General features: G+C 67.7%; 18 protein-coding genes. 8 read left to right on the top strand and 10 right to left on the bottom strand.

Annotated elements, in window-relative coordinates; translation table 11 throughout:
• Positions 1-1,146 (bottom strand): efflux RND transporter periplasmic adaptor subunit, encoded by a 1,146-nt coding sequence (locus CLG96_RS11205; protein ID WP_243395742.1) that lies wholly within the window; start codon positions 1,144-1,146, stop codon positions 1-3.
• Positions 1,147-1,271: 125 nt separating this feature from the next.
• Here CLG96_RS11205 and CLG96_RS11200 point away from each other — a divergent pair, with 125 nt between their 5' ends.
• On the top strand, positions 1,272-1,919 hold the full coding sequence (locus CLG96_RS11200; RefSeq protein WP_165799624.1) for a TetR/AcrR family transcriptional regulator: 648 nt from the start codon (positions 1,272-1,274) through the stop codon (positions 1,917-1,919).
• A 21-nt stretch (positions 1,920-1,940) separates the two neighbouring features.
• Here the strand turns inward: CLG96_RS11200 and CLG96_RS11195 are convergent, their stop codons facing one another.
• Positions 1,941-2,780, bottom strand: coding sequence for a class I mannose-6-phosphate isomerase (locus tag CLG96_RS11195; RefSeq protein ID WP_107967985.1), 840 nt, complete (start codon positions 2,778-2,780; stop codon positions 1,941-1,943).
• A 64-nt stretch (positions 2,781-2,844) separates the two neighbouring features.
• On the opposite strand from CLG96_RS11195, the gene CLG96_RS11190 reads away from it, so the two are divergent.
• Positions 2,845-3,561, top strand: coding sequence for an extensin-like domain-containing protein (locus CLG96_RS11190; protein ID WP_423828198.1), 717 nt, complete (start codon positions 2,845-2,847; stop codon positions 3,559-3,561).
• Between the two features lie 33 nt (positions 3,562-3,594).
• Here the strand turns inward: CLG96_RS11190 and CLG96_RS11185 are convergent, their stop codons facing one another.
• Together CLG96_RS11185 and CLG96_RS11180 are read right to left on the bottom strand one after the other, a co-directional pair.
• Entirely contained in the window at positions 3,595-4,155 is a 561-nt protein-coding gene (locus tag CLG96_RS11185) for a hypothetical protein (protein ID WP_107967982.1), read from the bottom strand.
• A 224-nt stretch (positions 4,156-4,379) separates the two neighbouring features.
• Complete coding sequence (locus CLG96_RS11180) at positions 4,380-4,655, bottom strand: hypothetical protein (protein ID WP_243395741.1); 276 nt, start codon at positions 4,653-4,655, stop codon at positions 4,380-4,382.
• A 156-nt stretch (positions 4,656-4,811) separates the two neighbouring features.
• Here CLG96_RS11180 and CLG96_RS11175 point away from each other — a divergent pair, with 156 nt between their 5' ends.
• Together CLG96_RS11175 and CLG96_RS11170 are read left to right on the top strand one after the other, a co-directional pair.
• Complete coding sequence (locus CLG96_RS11175; protein ID WP_120308478.1) at positions 4,812-5,972, top strand: sensor histidine kinase; 1,161 nt, start codon at positions 4,812-4,814, stop codon at positions 5,970-5,972.
• Positions 5,962-6,711 carry a LytR/AlgR family response regulator transcription factor gene (locus tag CLG96_RS11170; RefSeq protein ID WP_243395740.1) on the top strand — a complete coding sequence of 250 codons (750 nt, stop codon included), beginning with the start codon at positions 5,962-5,964 and terminating at the stop codon, positions 6,709-6,711. The genes CLG96_RS11175 and CLG96_RS11170 overlap by 11 nt, the downstream gene beginning before the upstream one ends.
• Before the next feature lie 9 nt (positions 6,712-6,720).
• On the opposite strand, the gene CLG96_RS11165 is transcribed toward CLG96_RS11170, so the two are convergent.
• Positions 6,721-8,466, bottom strand: a complete 1,746-nt coding sequence (locus CLG96_RS11165) for a DUF885 domain-containing protein (RefSeq protein ID WP_107967978.1) — start codon at positions 8,464-8,466, stop codon at positions 6,721-6,723.
• 75 nt (positions 8,467-8,541) lie between these two features.
• On the opposite strand from CLG96_RS11165, the gene CLG96_RS11160 reads away from it, so the two are divergent.
• The 3 genes from CLG96_RS11160 to CLG96_RS11150 all read left to right on the top strand — a co-directional run bounded on the left by CLG96_RS11160 (position 8,542) and on the right by CLG96_RS11150 (position 11,547).
• The gene (locus tag CLG96_RS11160; RefSeq protein WP_107968116.1) at positions 8,542-8,751 is read left to right on the top strand and encodes a dodecin; all 210 of its coding nucleotides are present in this window, start codon (positions 8,542-8,544) and stop codon (positions 8,749-8,751) included.
• Between the two features lie 127 nt (positions 8,752-8,878).
• Entirely contained in the window at positions 8,879-10,267 is a 1,389-nt protein-coding gene (locus CLG96_RS11155; protein ID WP_107967976.1) for a peptide MFS transporter, read from the top strand.
• 20 nt (positions 10,268-10,287) lie between these two features.
• Complete coding sequence (locus CLG96_RS11150) at positions 10,288-11,547, top strand: UdgX family uracil-DNA binding protein (RefSeq protein ID WP_107967975.1); 1,260 nt, start codon at positions 10,288-10,290, stop codon at positions 11,545-11,547.
• 4 nt (positions 11,548-11,551) lie between these two features.
• On the opposite strand, the gene CLG96_RS11145 is transcribed toward CLG96_RS11150, so the two are convergent.
• Positions 11,552-12,364: an aldo/keto reductase gene (locus CLG96_RS11145; RefSeq protein WP_107967973.1), complete on the bottom strand. Its 813-nt coding sequence runs from the start codon at positions 12,362-12,364 to the stop codon at positions 11,552-11,554.
• Between the two features lie 42 nt (positions 12,365-12,406).
• Positions 12,407-15,820, bottom strand: a complete 3,414-nt coding sequence (smc, locus tag CLG96_RS11140; RefSeq protein WP_107967971.1) for a chromosome segregation protein SMC — start codon at positions 15,818-15,820, stop codon at positions 12,407-12,409.
• 87 nt (positions 15,821-15,907) lie between these two features.
• Here smc and CLG96_RS11135 point away from each other — a divergent pair, with 87 nt between their 5' ends.
• Positions 15,908-16,198, top strand: a complete 291-nt coding sequence (locus CLG96_RS11135; RefSeq protein ID WP_107967969.1) for a GIY-YIG nuclease family protein — start codon at positions 15,908-15,910, stop codon at positions 16,196-16,198.
• Positions 16,199-16,323: 125 nt separating this feature from the next.
• On the opposite strand, the gene CLG96_RS11130 is transcribed toward CLG96_RS11135, so the two are convergent.
• From CLG96_RS11130 to CLG96_RS11120, 3 genes are all read right to left on the bottom strand, one after another.
• Entirely contained in the window at positions 16,324-17,067 is a 744-nt protein-coding gene (locus tag CLG96_RS11130) for a thioredoxin domain-containing protein (RefSeq protein ID WP_107967967.1), read from the bottom strand.
• Positions 17,068-17,169: 102 nt separating this feature from the next.
• Positions 17,170-17,871, bottom strand: coding sequence for a DsbA family protein (locus tag CLG96_RS11125; protein WP_107967966.1), 702 nt, complete (start codon positions 17,869-17,871; stop codon positions 17,170-17,172).
• A 2-nt stretch (positions 17,872-17,873) separates the two neighbouring features.
• On the bottom strand, positions 17,874-18,410 hold the full coding sequence (locus CLG96_RS11120; protein ID WP_243395739.1) for a DUF721 domain-containing protein: 537 nt from the start codon (positions 18,408-18,410) through the stop codon (positions 17,874-17,876).
• Between the last annotated feature and the right edge of the window lie 16 nt (positions 18,411-18,426).

The following is an 18,426-nucleotide window of genomic DNA, read 5'->3' as shown; positions in this document are numbered from 1 at the left end:
TCAGCGCGCTGCCGAGGCCGGCTGCGGACCGCCGCGCGCGGGCAGGACCGTCACCTTCCCGCCCGGCCGCACCTTCTGCAATCCGTTGACGATCACTCGCTCGCCTGCCTTCAGGCCGGAGCGCACCACCCAATTGTCGCCCTGCAGGTCGCCCACCTCGATCGGTCGCGCCATCGCCACATCGTCGCGGCCGACCACCATCACCGACGCGCCCTTCGGGCTTACCTGCACCGCGCGCTGCGGCACGAGCAGGCCACCCTGGGTCGTCCCGCCCTCGATCCGGGCGCGCACGAACTGGCCGGGCAGCAGATAGCGCTGCGGATTGGGGAACTGGGCGCGCAGCGACACCGTGCCGGTATTCTCGTCCACCGACATGTCGAGGAAGTTGAGATGGCCGACCGGGCCATATTCCGTCCCGTCCTCCAGGATCAGCCGCACCTGGACGCGATTGAGCGCCGGCGACACCACCCGGCCGGCGGCGATGTCGCGGCGCAGCCTGAGCAGCTCGCTGCTGGACTGGGAGAAGTTCACATAAATGGGATCGAGCTGCTCGATCCGCGTCATCAGCGTCGCGCCCGAGGCGCTGACGAGCGCGCCCTCGGTCACTTCGGCGCGCCCGACCCGGCCCGAAATCGGCGCGGTGACGCTGGCATAGGCAAGGTTCAGCCGCGCACGATCGACCGCCGCGCCAGCTTCCGCGACATCCGCCTGCCCGCCGCGCTGCTGCGCCACGGCCGCATCATATTCCTGTCCGCTGATCGCCTGCTCGCGCACCAGCGGGCGATAGCGGCCGACCACCTGGCCGGCATTGGTCGCCGCCGCCCGGGCGCGGTTGAGCGCGGCCACGGCGGAGGCATAGGCTGCCTGCATCTCGCGCGGATCGATGCGGAATAGCGGCTGGCCGGCGCGCACGTCCGTGCCCTCCGCATAGAGCCGCCGTTCGACGATCCCATCCACGCGTGCGCGGACTTCCGCCGTGCGCACCGCCTGGACGCGGCCGGGAAGCTCGATGATGTTGGCCACGGGCCGGGCGCTGAGCGTGACCACTTCGACGGGCGGCGGCGGCGGCGCAGGCGGCGGCGGCTGGTCGCAACCTGCAAGCGCGATCAGGCTGCATCCCGTCACCGTTGCGGACAGGCGTGCCACAATCCCTCTCATCGAAGCCAGCATCCCGATCCCTACTCCCTGCATTCTACGGGGGCCCCGCCCTTGTCGCGCATGAATGTGTAATGTACGCTACACTACGCGTCAAACAGGATCTGGGGAGCCGAGTGGAGACGGCATTGGATGTTGAGGACGGGAAGACCGACCGGAGGGAGCAGCGCCGCCGCGCGATGATCGAAGCAGCGCGCAAATTGTTCCTGGAACGCGGCTTCGATGCGGTGAACGTGTCCGACGTCGTCCGCCGGTCCGGTGGGTCGCTCTCGACGCTCTATGATCTGTTCGAGAACAAGCAGGGCCTGCTCGCCGCGGTCGCGCTGGAGCATCATTCGACCGGCACCGAGCGGATCGATGCGATCATCGCGCAGGGCGAGGATCCGCCGGCAACGCTCGCCGCCATCGCCCAGGCGATCCATGAGGAGTGCATGCATCCCGGCAAGGTCGGCATGATGCGCGTGGTGATGGCCGAAAGCCTGCGTAGCCCGGATTTCGCCCAGCGCCTGTTCGAAACGCTGCACGTGCCGCTGGTGGAGCGGCTGGCGAGGCTGTTCGCCGGCTGGGCCGAGGCGGGGCTCGCCGATATTTCCGATGCTCGCCTCGCCGCGAATCTATTCCTGGGCCTGCTGCTCTACGGCCATCAGATGCGCGCCTTCGTGGGCGAGCGCCACGATCCCGATCCCGCACTGTACGAGGCGGCAATCCGCGACTCGGTGCGCCTGTTCGCCGCCGGCTACAATGTCCGCGCGCGGCCGGCCTGAGCTGCGCCGACCGCCAACGGATCAGGACCAGAGATCGGGGATCACGCCCTTGCCCGGATAGGCGACCAGCAGGTCGCTGCCCTCGTCCAGCCCCAGCCGGGCCTCATCCTCCACCAGCCACACGCCCCCCGCCTCGAAGGGCTGGCCATCAATCTCGCCGCCGCCCGCCAGCGGCACCAGCCAGATCGGCCGGCCGTCGCTCCGGAGCGTCCCCCCGCCCATGCGCGCCCAGCGTTCCAGCACGAAGGCCGGCCCGTCCGCCAGGATGAGGCGGTCCGGCTCCACCTCATGCGGAATATAGGGCGCGACATAGGGAACGGGCTCGCTCACCGCGACGCCCTCCTCCAGATGCAACTCGCGCGGCCGGCCATAATCATAGAGCCGATAGGTCAGGTCCACATTCTGCTGCACCTCGACCAGCGTCAGCCCGGGCCCGATCGCATGGACGGTGCCGGCGGCGGAATAGAAGCTGTCACCGGCCTTCACCGCTTTCCAGTCCATCTTCTCCTCGAGCGTGCCGTCGAGCGCGGAGGCCCTGAGTTCCTCCTTGCTCATCACCTCCAGCGTGCCGATCGCGATCGAGGCATGGGGCTCGGCGGCGAGCACCACCCAGGCCTCGTCCTTGCCGCGCGGATAGCCGCGCGCCTGCGCCGCCTTGTCGTCCGGATGCACCTGGATCGATAATTTCTCGCTGGTGAAGAGATATTTGACGAGCAGTTCGGGATCGCCGCCGCCGGGCAGCTCGAACCAGATTTCGCCCACCGGCGCGCCGCCGGGCGCGACATCGTCAAATCCCGGCCACAGATCGGTCCGGCCCCAGGGCTTCTCGACGCGCTTTGTGATAAGACGAGTGGCGGCCATCAAGCTCTCCGGAAATTGCTGCAACGCTTAATGCCCCCGAACGTAGTCAAAGGCGATGCGTTTCGTGCCCGTAGTGAGGATAATTTTCATCGCCGCCTTGCTTGCGGCAGGCTTTATTTTGTTCGCGATCGGCCGCCGCAGCCCACAGGACCTGCCCTGGACGCGGCTCGATCTGGGCGCCCCCATCGGCCTGTTCACCGGGCGCAAGGTAGCCACACTGACCGAGAATGCGCCGCTGTGCCGGGCGCTGCTCGATCGAGCGGGCGTGCGCTACATGACGCTCACGCCACGGGCCGAGGGCGCGCATTGCGGCCATTCCGATGCGGTGCGCTTCACGGCTGGCGGATCGCGGCGAATCGCCTATGCGCCGCGCCCTCCCGGCACCTCCTGCGCCGTCGCTGCGGCGCTCGCAATGTGGGAATGGAATGTCGTCCAGCCCGCCGCACTTCGCCATCTGGGCCGGACGGTAACGCGAATCGAGCATCTCGGAAGCTATAATTGCCGCCGCATCTATGGACGCGAAAATGGCAATTGGAGCGAGCACAGCCGGGCCAATGCGATCGACATTACAGGCTTCCGGCTGGACGACGGCCACCATGTCACCATCCTGAAAGGCTGGGACGGGGCGCCCGAGGAAGCGGCCTTCCTGCGCGAGGTCCGCGACGGGGCGTGCAAGCTCTTCTCGACGACGCTGTCACCCGATTACAATGCGGCCCATGCCGATCATCTTCACCTGGACGAGGCGAAACGCGGCATCGCCGGCTGGCGCACCTGCCGATAGCCCCTTCCCCGCCGGCAAGGAAGGGGCGTGGCCTCAATTGGGTAGATTGGGCAGCTTCTTCTCTTCCACCTTGTCCACCCATTCCGGGTAGAAGCAGGGTTCGCGATTGGACCAGCCCGGCGCGGTCGCTGCGGCCTCGCTGATCGACTGGAGCAGCGTACGGCGCTTTTCGGGATGGAGATGCGGCAGCGCCGCCGCCGCGCAGAAGGCGCCCGGCAGCCAGGGCCGCACATTGGCGCCGATCAGCCGTTCGTAGAGGAAGCGATAGGCGCCGAAGCTGGCGAGTCGGTCCTGCCCCAGATCGAAGGCGGAGATCGTCACCAGCGGCGCGAAGAAAGGCTCCACCGCATCCAGGCCACTGTCGTCGGGAACATTTTCGCGAATATGATCGAGCCGCAGATAGATGCGCGACTGCGCCCGGATGCTCGCCGCCTCGATCAGATCGCGAGACCAGCGCTTCATCGCATCCTCGCGATGCAACCCGACGTCGAGAGACCTTCGGATATAACGTTGCGTTGCAGCGGAGAAGGTGGCGAACTCCTTCATCTCCGCCAATGTCATCGTGCCGTCCGCCGGTCTCATCCTGGTGCCCATCGATACTCACCCCGCTACTGGCTGCCGACGCCGATGATGCACCTCTCTGGATTTCGGGCGCCTGAACCGTTCGGCGTTCGCGATAACCGGATCGGAGCATGTTTCGTGCTGCAATGCAACACGACTTTAACGCTTGGGTTGTAATTCGTTAACAAAAGAGGCCGCCCGGACACAGCGGACGGCCTCCACAGCTATAATGGTGAATCGCCTTTCGAGCAGGCGACCTATTTCCTGTCGGCCCGGCGCTCCTTCTCCGCCTCTTCGTCATAGCCCGAGGAAGGGGCGGGGTCCCCGCCCCGGCCCGGCTGGGTGTTGGCCGGCGCGTCGGAAGTCGGAAAGGTCTCGTCCAGCCCGACGTCCAGCTTCGCATCCTCATTGCTCGGATCGCGCTTCAGCCGCATGTCATCGTCCGCATCATGGGCGGGGCGGATCGCGGGCGGTTCGGAATGCTCGCGATGCGCATGTTGTTCCGCGTGCTGAACCAGCTTCTCGTCAATCATGGTCAGCCTCCTGTCAGCTATTCAGGGCCAACGCATCGTTCTCCCCACCGTTCCGCCCGGCCCCGAGGCTGAACTTTCGATGAACGACAGCACGGCTTCGACCGGGAACAAGCTGATGGATGGGCATATCCGCCGGGACCGCGCTATAGCAGCGACATGAATGAACATGCGCCAGCGGGCGGGGCGGTGATCGGCCTGCGCACCGCGCTGATTTCGATTGTCGGGTTCTGGCTCTTCTATTTCGTCATCGCCACGCTCCGCTCGCTCGTGATCGGCTTCGAGGATCAGGTCGAGCTGCTCGGGCGCCGGCTGATCGTCTCGGCCGGCAGCATCGGCATAACCTTCCTGCTCTATCTCGCGCTCCGCCGGATCGCAACGCTGTCGCTGCGCCATGCGGTCGCGATCGCCGCCATCGCCTCGCTGCCGGCGGCGATCGGCTATGCGACGATCACCTGGTATGCGTTCGACGGCTATATATCGCGCACCATGCCCAGGGTGATCGTGCGCAAGCAGGAAGAGGACAGGACGGTCACCATCTCGGTCGGCGGCGATGCAGCGGAGAAGGAGCTGGGGCCGATGAAGATGGTCGCCGATCACAGCATGAACGGCTATTTCTTCATGATCGCCTGGTCGGCGCTGTTCCTGGCGCTGAGCTATGCCGCCGCCGTACGCGAGGCGGAGCGGCGCGCCGCCGCCTTCCGCACCGCCGCCCAATCGGCCGAGCTGCGCGCGCTGCGTTATCAGGTGAGCCCGCATTTCCTGTTCAACACGCTCAACTCGCTCTCCTCGCTGGTGCTTAAGGGCAATCGCGACGAGGCCGAGCGGATGATCATGAATCTCGCCACCTTCTTCCGCACCAGCCTCACCGCCGAGCCGACCGAGGATGTCCCTCTCGCCGAGGAGATCCGTCTCCAGAATCTCTATCTGGATATAGAGATGGTGCGTTTCCCCGGGCGACTGATCGTCGACATCGCGATTCCCGACGATCTGCGCGACGTCTGCGTGCCCGGGCTGATCCTCCAGCCGCTCGTCGAAAATGCGATCAAGCATGGCGTTTCCTGCTCGCGGCGCGCGGTCACGCTCCGCATCCATGCGCGGCGGGATTCGCATGGCCTGCTGATCAGCGTGGAGGATGATGCCGATCCGCTGCCCACCGACGAGGCGGAACGCGTGATCGGCACCGGCGTCGGCCTCGCCAATGTCCGCGACCGGCTGTTCGCGCGCTTCGGCGACGCCGCCTTCTGTCGCTGGGGCCCGCTGCCGCAGGGGGGCTTCGCGGTCACGCTCGGCATGCCTTTGGTGCATCGTGGCTGCTGATCGGCCGCTGCGCACGCTCGTCGTCGATGACGAGCCGCTCGCCATCGAACGACTCCAAATACTCTGCGCGCGCGAGCCCGCGATCGATCTGGTCGGCACCGCATCCGATGGGGAGGCGGCGCTGCGCCTGATCGACGCGCTCGAGCCCGATCTGCTGCTGCTCGACATCGCCATGCCGGGGCTGGACGGCATGGGCGTCGCCCGCGCGCTGGAAAGCCGGTCGCGCCGCCCGGCGATCATCTTCTGCACCGCCTTCGATCGGTTCGCGGTGGAGGCGTTCGACGTGGCGGCGGTGGATTATGTGCTGAAGCCGGTCGCGCCCGATCGCCTGTCCCGCGCCGTCGCCCGCGTCGCCGAGCATCTGCGCGGGCCCGCTGCGGACACGCCCGCCACGGCCGGGGAAAATGCCTTCACCAACGAATTCTGGGTACCCCATCGCTCGGAGATGATCCGCATCGCGGCGCTCGACATCGACCGGATCGAGGCGGAGCGCGACTATATGCGCCTTCATGTGGGCGCGCGCAGCTTCCTGCTTCACCAGACGATCGGCGAGCTCGAGCGGCGGCTCGATCCCGGCTGCTTCATTCGCCTGCACCGTTCGACGATCGTGCGCCGCGATCGCATCGCCAAGCTGGTGCATGACGGGCTGGGCGTGTGGCATGCGGTGCTGACCGACGGCAGCAAGCTCCGCATCGGCCGCACCTATCTGCCCGCCGCACGCGCGATCGCGGGGCGCTGAGCGCTCCGCTCAGCCCTTCGCCTCGCTCGCGATCCAGGCGTCGATCCGCGCCTCCAGCAGGTCGAGCGGCACCGCGCCGCCGCCCAGCACCGCGTCATGGAAACGCCGAAGGTCGAAGCGCGCGCCCAGCGCCTTCTCCGCCCGCGCCCGGAGTTCCCGGATCTTGAGCTCGCCGATCTTGTAGGCCAGCGCCTGTGCTGGCCAGGAGATATAACGGTTCACCTCCGCCTCGATATTGGCATCGCTGAGCGCGCTATTCTCCTTCATGAAGGCGATCGCCTGCGCCTTCGTCCAGCCCATGGCATGGATGCCCGTATCGACCACCAGCCGGCAGGCGCGCCACATTTCGTAGGACAGCCGGCCCATATCCTTTTCGGGCGTATCATATAGCCCCATCTCGATGCCGAGATGCTCGGTATAGAGCGCCCAGCCCTCGACAAAGGCCGTGAACGAGGCCTGATGCTTGCGGAATTCGGACAGGTCCAGCTCCTGCTGGAGCGCGATCTGATTATGATGGCCGGGCACCGCCTCATGCGCGGTCAGCGCGGGCAGCTCCCACAAGGGCCGCTGATCGAGCTTCGACGTGTTGACATAATAAGTGCCCGCTATGCCCGATGCCGGGCTCCCCGGGCTGTAATAAGCGGTCGTCGTCCCTTCCGCCGTCTCCGCCGGAATCGGGCGCAGGCCATAAGGCAGGCGCGGCAGCTTGCCGAAATAAGCGGGCAGCTTGCCGTCGATCGTCTTGGCGACGAACGCCGCCGCCTGGAGCAGCGCCTCGGGCGTCTTCGCATAATAAGACGGATCGGTGCGCAGCTTCGCGATGAAGGCGGCACGGTCGGCATAGCCTGCCTTGCGCGCCACCGTCTCCATCTCGGCCCGGATGCGCGCCACTTCGGACAGGCCGAGCGCATGGATCTGCGCTGGCGTCATGTCGGTGGTCGTCATCACCTTCGCCTCGGCCGCATACCAGCCCGCCCCGCCCGGCATCGCCGACGCACCCAGCGTCTTGCGGCAGTTGGGCGCATAGCCCTTGCGATAATAATCGAGCAGCGCGCGGTTCTCGGGATAGATGCTATCGCGGATCAGCGCTGCCGCACGCCGGCGCATCGCCGCCCAGTCGGCCTCGCTCATGTCCGCCGGCCGCGCGCCCTGGAAAGGCCGGTAATAGCGTGATTGGCTGGGATCCTCCGCGATCAGCCCGCTGATCGTCCTGTCATATCCCGCCATCGCCTCGCAGGGCTGGGCCAGGCCGTCCGCAACGGCCTTCTGGGTGATCCGCATCGCCTCGCGATTATAGGCCGGATAGGCCGCCAGCCGGTCGAGATAGCTTTGATAATCGGCCCGCGTGCGGAAGGGCAGATCGTTCGCCAGCCCGGCAAATTCCTGATGCCAGGCCGAATAGGTGGTGAGCAATATCTCGCGCTGCGCGAAGCGATTGGCCTCCACCTGCTCGCGCAGCAGCCGCGCGAGGATCGCCTTATTCTCGCGCTCGGGCCCGTTCAGCCCGGCATCCGGAATCGCCTCCAGCCGATCGAGGAACGCCCCGGCGCGCTCTGCGTCGCGATCCCGCGCGGCGAGGCTGATGTCCGCCAGCCTGCCGTCGCCCGATCGGTCGCCGAGCGAGGAAGCGAGCGTGGGATGCGTATCAAGATGCCAGCGCCAATGATCGGCGATCAGCGCGCGCAGATCGTCGCCCGGCGCAGCCGTCGCAGGCGCGGATAGGGCGAGGGCTGCGGCGAAGAGGAAGAAACGCATTGCAAACTCCGGATTGAACCCTTCGCACCCTCGGCTGTTGGCCTTTCCGAAGCAATGGCAAGCGAGGAGAAGGTCATGAGCAACCATGTCTACAAGCTGATCGAGATCGTCGGCAGCTCGCCCGACGGCATCGAGCCTGCGATCCGCAACGCCATCGCCAAGGCCGGCGAGACGGTCCACAATCTCAAATGGTTCGAGGTGAACGAGACACGCGGCCATATCGAAGACGGCAAGATTGCCCATTTCCAGGTGACGCTGAAGGTCGGCTTCACGGTCGATGCCTGACCGCTTGCAAGCCCCTGCCATGCCGATAAGCTCGCCCCCATGACAATCGGGGGGCGGACAAGCGGATGATCGATCGCAGAGCAGCGGAGCGCAGGACGGATCAGGATCCTTCGCGGAGGCGGGGCCGATGACCGCCGAACCCCTCGCCCCGCCGATCGCCCCGCCCCACGCGGAAGGCACATTTTTCGGCCAGCCGCGCGGCCTGCTCTACCTCGCCTTCACCGAGGCGTTCGAGCGCTTCTCCTTCTATGGCATGACGTCGCTGCTCGTCCTCTACATGATCGGCCAGCTCCTCCTGCCCGGCCATGTCGAGAATATTGCGGGCTTCGCCACCTTCCGCGCGCTGATCGAGGCTTTGCGCGGGCCGCTGTCGACACAGGCGCTCGCCTCCCAAATCTATGGCCTTTATGCGGGCTTCATCTATTTCACGCCGGTGCTGGGCGGGATCATCGCGGATCGCCTGCTCGGCCGGCGCCATGCCGTCATGATCGGCGCAGTGCTGATGAGCGCAGGCCATGTCGCCATGGCGTTCGATGTCTCCTTCCTGCTCGCGCTGCTGCTGCTCGTCGTCGGCTGCGGCTTCCTCAAGGGCAATATCTCCTCGCAGGTCGGCAGCCTCTATCCCTTGGCGGATGCCGCCGGCCGCACGCGCGGCTTCGCCATCTTCAGCATGGCGATCAATTTCGGCGCGGTCGCCGGTCCGTTCAGCTGCGGGCTCCTGGCCCAGCTTTATGGCTGGCATGTCGGTTTCGGCGCCGCGGGGCTGCTGATGCTGATCGGCCTCGCAATCTATCTATCCGGCTATCGCTATCTGCCCGTAGACGGGGCCGCGCCCCGCGCAAAGGCGCCGAAGACCGCGCGCGCCGGCAATGGCGAATGGCGCAGGATCGCGGCGCTGATCGCGCTGATGCTGATCAGCATGTTCCACTCGATCGCTTATTATCAGGTCTCCAACACCGCGCCCGTGTGGATCAGCGGCAATGTCGATCTGACCTTCTTCGGCCTCACCGTTCCCGTGCCCTGGTTCCAGTCGGTCGATCCCTTCTTCAGCGTGATCGGCGTGCCCCTGCTCTTCGCACTGTGGAAACGGCAGGCGGCGGGGCGCGGCGAGCCGGGGGACATCGCCAAGATCGGCATCGGCGCTGCAATCTGCGCCGCGAGCAACCTGCTGCTCGCGCTCGCCTCGCTGGGATCGGGCAAGGCGAGCATCCTCTGGCCGCTCGCTTATTCCGCCGGGCTCGGCATCGCCTTCCTCTATTATTGGCCCACCTTGCTCGCCTTGGTATCGCGCGCAGCGCCGCCCGCGATCAACGCGACGATGATCGGCGGCCTGTTCCTTACCTTGTTCCTCGGCAACAATATCATCGGCTGGCTCGGCTCCTTCTATGAAGCCATGTCGCATGCCGCCTTCTGGACGATGCACGCCGCGATCGCCGCCACGGGCGCCCTATGCATCCTGCTGTTCGGCCGGTCGCTGGAACGGCTGCTCGCGACGGAGCCGAAGCCGAATGCATGACAGGCGGGATCGGAAGGCGGATGCACATCGTCACGCTTGCGGCCGAGGATGATTTCGAAGGCTGGCGCGCCGCCGCCCGCGCGCTGGCCCTCGCGCAGGTCCCGCCCGAGGAGATCGGCTGGCAGATAGGCGAGGCCGCCTCCTTCGGCGAAGCCGATACACCCGCCGGCACCGGCTTCTCCGTCCCCCGCCGCTTCGTCGACATCGCCCGCACCGCCATCTGCCACAGCGATCCCGAACGTTTCGCACTACTCTATGCGCTGCTCCTCCGCCTGCGCGGCCAGCCCCGGCTGATAGACGACCATGCCGATCCGCTCGTCCAGCAACTTGAGCGCATGGCGCGCGACGTCCGCCGCGACATGCACGGGATGCGCACCCGCCTCCGCTTCCGCGAAGCAGAGCAACCGGAACATCGCCATATCGCCCGCTTCGAGCCCAACCATCATATTCTGCGCGCCAATGCCGACTTCTTTGTCCGCCATTTCGGCGCCATGCGCTGGTCGATCCTGACGCGCCGGCTTTGCACCCATTGGGACGGCAAGGCGCTGAGCTTCTCCCCCGGCACGGCCGGCAATGGGTCCGACCTACCCGACACCGCGTTGATACCGGGCCTGGCCGCAGATGCGCAGGCAGGGGAAACGAGCATGGTCGAGGCATCGCGCGCCGAAATCGGCGGCAATATCGAAATGGCGTGGGAGGCCCTGCGCGAGGAAGCCGCCGCCTGCACCCGCTGCCCGCTCTACAAAAATGCGACGCAGACGGTGTTTGGCGAAGGGCGGGTCGATGCCACGCTGATGTTCGTCGGCGAACAGCCGGGCGATCAGGAGGATCTTGCCGGCCGGCCCTTTGTCGGCCCCGCCGGCCAGCTTTTGGACCGGGCGCTGGGCGAGGCCGGCATCGATCGCACACGCACCTATGTCACCAACGCCGTCAAGCATTTCAAATTTGAGCTGCGCGGCAGGCGCCGCCTCCACGCCAAGCCCAATGGCGTGGAGATCGAGGCCTGCCGCTGGTGGTATGAGCAGGAACGGATGCTGATCCGCCCGCCCGTCACGATGGCGCTCGGCGCCACCGCCGCGCGCGCGATGCTGGGCAAGGTCGTCACCATCTCCGCCTCACGCGGCCGTCCGCACCGGCTGGAGGATGGCGGCGAAGGCTGGGTGACGGTGCACCCCAGCTATTTGCTGCGCATCACCGACCGGGCGGAGGCCGACCGCGAATATGCCCGCTTCGTCCAGGATCTGAAGCGCGTGGGCGATCGGATCGCGGCGCTTCCCTGAAGGATTAGACGCTGGCCGGATCCGGTCCGATCCGCCCGTCCGCACGATCCAGCGCGCTGATCGCGGCGATATCCTCCTCATCCAGCCGGAACTCGATCGCCGCCAGATTCTCCCCGAGGCGCGCGGGATTGCCCGTCTTGGGAATGGAGATCAGGCCCAACTCGAGATGCCAGCGCAGCACCACCTGCGCCGCCGTCCGCTCATGTTTCGCCGCGATCGCCGCGATGGTGGGCTCGCCCAGCACGGCGCCCCGGCCCAGCGGCGCCCAGCTCTCGGTCACGATGCCATGCGCGGCATGGAATTCGCGCAGCGCCTTCTGCTGGAAATGCGGATGGAGCTCGATCTGGTTGACCGCCGGGACCACGCCCGTCTCGCCGATCAGCCGTTCGAGATGGGATGGATTGAAATTGGATACGCCGATCGACTTGGCCCGGCCCTCCTCGCGCAGCCGGATCAGCGCGCGCCAGCTCTGGATATAGAGATCCTCATCCTGCCCCGGCCAGTGGATCAGATAGAGGTCGATGCTGTCGCGATCGAGCCGCTCCAGCGAGGCATCGAAGGCGCGGAGCGAGGCATCATAGCCCATGTCCGTCCGCCACAATTTGGTGGTGAGGAAAATGCCGTCCGTGCCGCGCAGCCCCTCGGCCACGCCGCGCTCATTCTCGTAGAAGGATGCCGTGTCGACCGAGCGATAGCCCGTCGCGACCGCCTTCCGGACGAGCTCGGCCGTCTCGCTGTCCGGTAGCTCATACACGCCGAGCCCGATCTGCGGCATATCGCGGCCGTCATTAAGGGTGATCAGCGGCTGATCCGTCATGCGCGTCTCCTTTTTGGGGGTGAACCCCGCTTATAGACCGCATCACTCCGCTGCCAACAGCGACTCCGCCCCGCCCAGATCGACCGACACCAGCCGGCTCACGCCCCGCTCGATCATCGTCACGCCGAACAGCCGGTGCATCCGGCTCATCGTCACGCTGTTATGGGTAACGATCAGGTAGCGCGTCTCCGTCTCGCGCACCATGCGGTCGAGCATGTCGCAGAAACGCTCGATATTGGCATCGTCGAGCGGCGCATCCACCTCGTCCAGCACGCAGATCGGCGCGGGATTGGTGAGGAACAAGGCGAAGATCAGCGCGACCGCCGTCAGCGCCTGCTCGCCGCCCGAAAGCAGCGTCAGCGCGGCAAGCTTCTTGCCCGGCGGCTGGGCCATGATCTCCAGCCCCGCCTCCAGCGGATCCTCCGAATCGATCAGCGCCAGATGCGCCTCGCCGCCTGCGAAAAGCGTGGTGAAGAGCCGGCGGAAATGGCCGTCCACCGCCTCGAAGGCGGCAAGCAGCCGAGCGCGTCCCTCGCGATTGAGATTGCCGATCGATCCGCGCAGCCGGTTGATCGCCTGCCCCAGCTCCTCGCGCTCGGCGAGTGCCGCGGCATGGCCCTGCTCCAGCTCGTTGAGCTCGGTTTCGGCGACGAGATTGACCGGGCCCAGCCGCTCGCGATCGGCGATCAGCCGATCATGCCGCGCCGCCTCGCTCGCCGCGTCGCCCACTTCCGCGCTCGCGAAACCCGCTTTTTCCGGCAGCACGGGCGCGGGGCATTCGAAGCGCTCGCCCGAAAGCCGGCCGAGCTCGACCCGGCGCGCCTCGGCATGTTCCTGCCGCGCGACTGCGCCCGCCCGTGCCTCGCGCGCAGAAGCGAGCGCCTCGCCGCTTTCCGCCAGCGCCTTCTCGCTCCGGCGCAGAACGTCGCCGGCCTTGTGCTCTGCCTCCTGCGTCATGGCCGCCGCCGCATCCGCCGCCTGCACCTCCGCCGCGAGTTCGGCCAGCTTGCCGTCCAGCTCGGCCGGCATGGTGGCGAGCGAGGCGAGCTCGCTCTCCACCGCCGCCATGCGCTTGGCCATTTCATCGATGCGGCGGGCGGCATCCCCCGCGCGCGAGCGCCAGCCCTTCGCCTCGGCCCGTACCGCCTGGAGCCGCCGCCCGTCCGCCTCGATCCGCTGGACCAGCGCCGCCGCATGTGCGCGCGCCTCGGCGAGCGCGGCGCGGGCCGCCTCGGTCGCGACGCGCAACCCATCGACCATCTGCCGCGTCGCCTCACCATCGGGCAGTGCCGCCAGCGCAGCCCGGGCGGCGGCCTCCGCCCCCTCCGCCTCCTCCCGCTCGGCGGACGCACGGGACTGGCGTTCGGCGAGACTCGCGCGCGCGGCGGTATGACGTTCGATCCGGGCGGCGGCGGCATCCTCTTCGCGTATCGCCATGCGCGCTGCAGCCTCGCCCTCGGACTGGGCACGCCGCGCGGCATCGATCGCCGCGCGCACCTCGCCGAGCGTGGCGCTTGCAGCCGCAAGCGCGGCGGCGGCTTGCTCCACCATGTCGCGGGCGGACGGCAAACTCCGTTCCAGCTCAGCAAGACGATTGGCGCGGATCAGCCGCTCGGCAGCGGCCGCGCCGACATCGCGCGCGACATAGCCGTCCCATCGCCTGAGCCGTCCGTCATGCGTGACGAGGCGCTGGCCGACAGCGAGGTCGATGCCGCCATCATCCGTCTTCACCACCCCGATCTGGGCAAGGCGGCGAGACAGTTCGGGTGGGGCGTTCACATGCTCATTCAGTGCTGTGACGCCCTTGGGCAGAGTTGGATCCTTTTCTTTCCGCTCCGATCCTGCCCAGCCGCGCGGCCCCTTGTCGCCGATCGGCGCGTCGAGATCGTCGCCCAGCGCGGCAGCCAGAGCGCGTTCATAGCCGGGCGCGGCGCGGATCTGGGCGAGCGCCTTGGTGCCGCCGCTCTCAAGCCCCTTGGCCAAGGCTCGCGCTTCGGATTCGAGCGCGGCGAGCGCGGCGCGGGCGCTCGCCCCCTCGCTTTCCGCCCGGTCGCGCGTGGTGGAGGCGGCGTCGCGCCGCGCCTCGGCTTCGGCGAGGGAAGCAATGGCGGCGGCGATCGCGGCTTCGGCCTTGGCGCGCGCGGCCCTCGCCGTATCGAGCGCGGCGTGGAAGGCTTCGTCATCTCCCAGCGCCGCCAGTTCGCGATCGATCCGCTGGCATTCGGCAACCGCCCGGTCGAGCCGTTGCCGCGCCTGAGCGAGCGCCGCCTGCGCCACGCGCGCCTCGGCCTGCTCGGCCGCCTGCGCCGCCATGGCGCGCGCCAGCTCCACCTCGCCATCGCGCGCGGCGCGCTCGGCCTCGGCGACCTTGGTCTCCAGCTCGCCGCGCTGCGCCTCGGCCTCGCCGAGAGAGAGGGTGAGCACCTTCTCCTCCTCCGCCAGCCGGGCGAGCGCTTCGGAGGCGTCGATGGCGAGCCTATCCTCGCGCATGCGGTCGCGGGCGAGCGCATCGCGCTGTTCGGCAAGCTCCCTCAGGCGCCGCTCGACACTCGCCCGCTCGGTCCTGAGCGCGGCCAGCCGATGGCCGGCCTCGCTCGCCGCCTCGCGCGCGGACTGGGCGGCGGCGCGTGCCTCGGCGACGGTTCGGATCGCCGCCGCCTGATGCGCCGCGGCCGCGCGCTGCGCCTCGGCTGCGGCCGATACCCGCTCCCCGGCCGCCGCCGCTTCCTTCACCGCGGCATCGGCCGCTCGCGCCGCCTCGCGCCATCGGGCGAAGATGGTGCGCCCCTCCGCCACCCTGATCTGCGTGCTCAAGGCGCGATAGCGCTCCGCCGTCCGCGCCTGCCGCCTGAGCGAATTGGCGCGGCTTTCCATGTCGCCGAGAAGATCGTCCAGCCGGGCGAGATTGGCCTCGGTGCCGCGCAGCTTCTGCTCCGCCTCGCGCCTGCGGACATGGAGACCGGCGATCCCCGCCGCCTCTTCCAGCATCTGCCGCCGCTCGATCGGCTTGGCGGCGATCACGGCGGCGATCCGGCCCTGGCTGACGAGCGCGGGGCTGTGCGCGCCGGTCGCGGCATCGGCGAACATCAGCGCCACGTCGCGCTGGCGCACGTCGCGTCCGTTGATGCGATAGGCCGATCCCGCGCCCCGCTCGATCCGGCGGACGACCTCGGTCTCCTCGGGGCCCTGCTCGCCGGGAGATTCGGTCAGGATCGTGACTTCGGCGAAGTCGCGCTTGGCGCGCGTCGCGGTGCCGGCGAAGATCACATCCTCCATGCCGCCGCCGCGCAGCGACTTGGACGAGGTTTCGCCCATCGCCCAGCGGATCGCCTCGAGCAGATTGGATTTGCCGCAGCCATTGGGCCCGACGACGCCGGTCAGCCCCGGCTCGATGATGAGCTCAGCCGGCTCGACGAAGCTCTTGAACCCGGAAAGCCTGAGCTTCTTGATCTTCAAACGCGCCACCTCCGGGGATGAGGATAGCCTTTTTCTTCGCGCTGGCGAAAGCTGGCGTTCCTGGTTTCGTTAGATCATCCTGGAACGATGCAGGGCGGGTGGATTTACATCATGACGGACAAGCCGCACGGCACACTCTACATCGGCGTGACGGCGGATCTGGCGGCGCGAATATATCAGCACCGCACCGGGACCGGATCTGATTTCTGCAAGCGCTACGGATTGAAAAGGCTCGTCTATGTCGAGCCTTATCCTACGATTGGCGAGGCAATCATGCGCGAGAAGGCGATGAAGGCCTGGAAGCGAATCTGGAAGACGGCACTTATTTCCAAGACCAATCCCGATTGGGAGGATCTCTATCCGAGGATTAACGGGTAGGAATCGCTCTCATCCCAAACACCGTCACCCCAGCGAAGGCTGGGGTCCCTCCACGGTAGACGCAGGCGGAGAGCCTGGAGGGATGCCAGCCTGCGCTGGCATGACGGATTAAGGAAGGGGCGGGATCAGCCCACCGCCTCGCGCAGCTTGGCCTCGAGCAGCGTCCAGTCATAGACGCTTTCCTGGAGCTCGCCATTGATCAGGAAGCTGGGCGTGCCCGTGATCTTGTCCTGATTGGTGCCGAGATCGCGGATCTTGACGATCTCGTCGAGCGCGGCCTTGTCCGACAGGCAGGCGTCGATCTTCGCCTGCGGCAAGCCGCGCGCGCGGAAGAAACCGTCGAGCCCGGCGGCCCCGGCCAGCGCGCGGAACTGCTGCTCGGGCGGCAGCGCCTGGATCCGCTGTGCCTCAGCCTCAGGCAGCGCCTGGAAACGGCCGATCCACGCCCCCTGATCGGCATAGACCTGCTCGGCCAGCTTGAAATAGGGCGCCGGCCCCTGACAGCGGGTGAGCAGCGTTGCCGCCACATCGAGCGAATTCAACACATAGGGCCGGAATTCCCAGCTCACCTTGCCGCTCTTGATATAATTTTCGCGCAAAGGCTCGGCCGCCGCCGCGGTGAAATCGCGGCAATGCGGGCAGGTGAGCGAAGCATATTCGACCAGCTTCACCGGCGCTTCAGGGTTGCCCATGATGAAGCCGCCCTGCGGCGTCTTGGCGACGATATCGGTCCATTGCTGCCCCGCGGGCGGCGCGACCGCGGCCACCGGCGCGGAGGGCTTGGCGCTATTGTCGCTCCCTGCCTTGTCGCAGCCTGCAAGCGCGACGGCGGCGACGATCATGGGCGCAACGGACCAGCGAAGCTTCATATCATTCTTCCTCAAATGCGAGCGCCGAGGCGGCTTGGGCGCGGCTTTAGACCAGCTTCGGCCATCAGAAAACCTGTCGCGCGGGCGCGGGGCCGGCGGCACCTATTTCAGCGCCGCCTTCAGCTTGGGCTCCAGATCGGCCCAGCTCCCTACGCCTTCCTGCGCGACGCCGTTGATCAGGAAGGCGGGCGTGCCTCCGATCTTGCGCCCATTCCAGGCCTCGTCCGCCATGTCGGCGAGCAGCTTCTGCTGCGCGGGATCGCCGAGGCAGGCCCTGATCCGCGCCGGCGCCATGCCCCGCGCACGGAACAGCGCGTCGAGCCCCGATCCTTCCGCGAAGCCCACGAGCCGATCGGCGGCGGACAGTGTCCGCGGGTCCTTCTCAACATAGGTCTGGGCGCGTGCGATCCACTCTTCCTGACGCGCGAACACCGCTTCGGCCGCCGGGAAATAGCTCGCCGGGCCGTCGCAACGGGCGAGCAAGACCGCCGTCAGATCGAACGGATCGCGCAGCGCATGGCGCACCTCCAGGCTGACGAGGCCTGTGCGGATATAGCCCGCCTTGAGCGGCGCCATCGCCTCGCCCGCGAAATGGGCGCAGTGCGAGCAGCTGAGCGACAGATATTCGACCAGCTTCACCTTCGCCGCCGGATTGCCGAGCAGGAAGCTGCCCGATGCGGTGCGGCTCGCCACCTTGCTCCAATCCTGCTTCGCCGGCGCGGCGGCGATCGGCGCCGAAGCGATGGGGCCGAGCGCGGCCCCAAGCGCGGCAAGGGCAAGGCCGATGGCGGCGGCGAGACGCATGCTCATTCCTTGTCGTTGGAGGCGAAGACGGGCGGGCCGCTGCTGGCGGCCAGCGCGCCGGCCAGCGCGGCGAGGCAATCGCGCAGTTCCGGATCGCCGATGGTACGCAGGCTCTCGCCCAGCTCCGCCGGCACCGGCTGGGGCGCGGGAACGGCGCGACGCGGCGTGGGGCGCAGCGGCGGCCCCTGGCGGATAGCGACGCGCGCGACGGCGGGATAGCCGAAGAAGCGGTTGACCCGCTCGACGATGGCGGGCGCCACATGCTGGAGCATCGGCCCATGCGCGCCATCCACCGACAAGGTCAGCACGCCCTCGCTGCGCCGGCCGGGCGGGAAGCGGATCGATTCGGGAGTGGTGACGCCGGCATAGCGGGGGCCGACAATCTCAGGCCAGCGACTCACCACCGAGGATTGGACGAAGCCGAAGCGGCGAAATGCGGCGCGGCCGATATGGGGCACGATATCCGCCACGGCGCGGGCACCGCGACCGCGCGGCCGCTCCTCCTCCATGGGGGTTTGCTTGGGCTTGCGTTCCTTCATCGGCCTTCCCATGCCA

The organism is Sphingomonas oleivorans (assembly GCF_003050615.1).
GTDB lineage: Bacteria > Pseudomonadota > Alphaproteobacteria > Sphingomonadales > Sphingomonadaceae > Sphingomonas_H > Sphingomonas_H oleivorans.
Note: the sequence above shows the minus strand (reverse complement) of the source record. Positions and strands in the feature narration are given on the sequence as shown.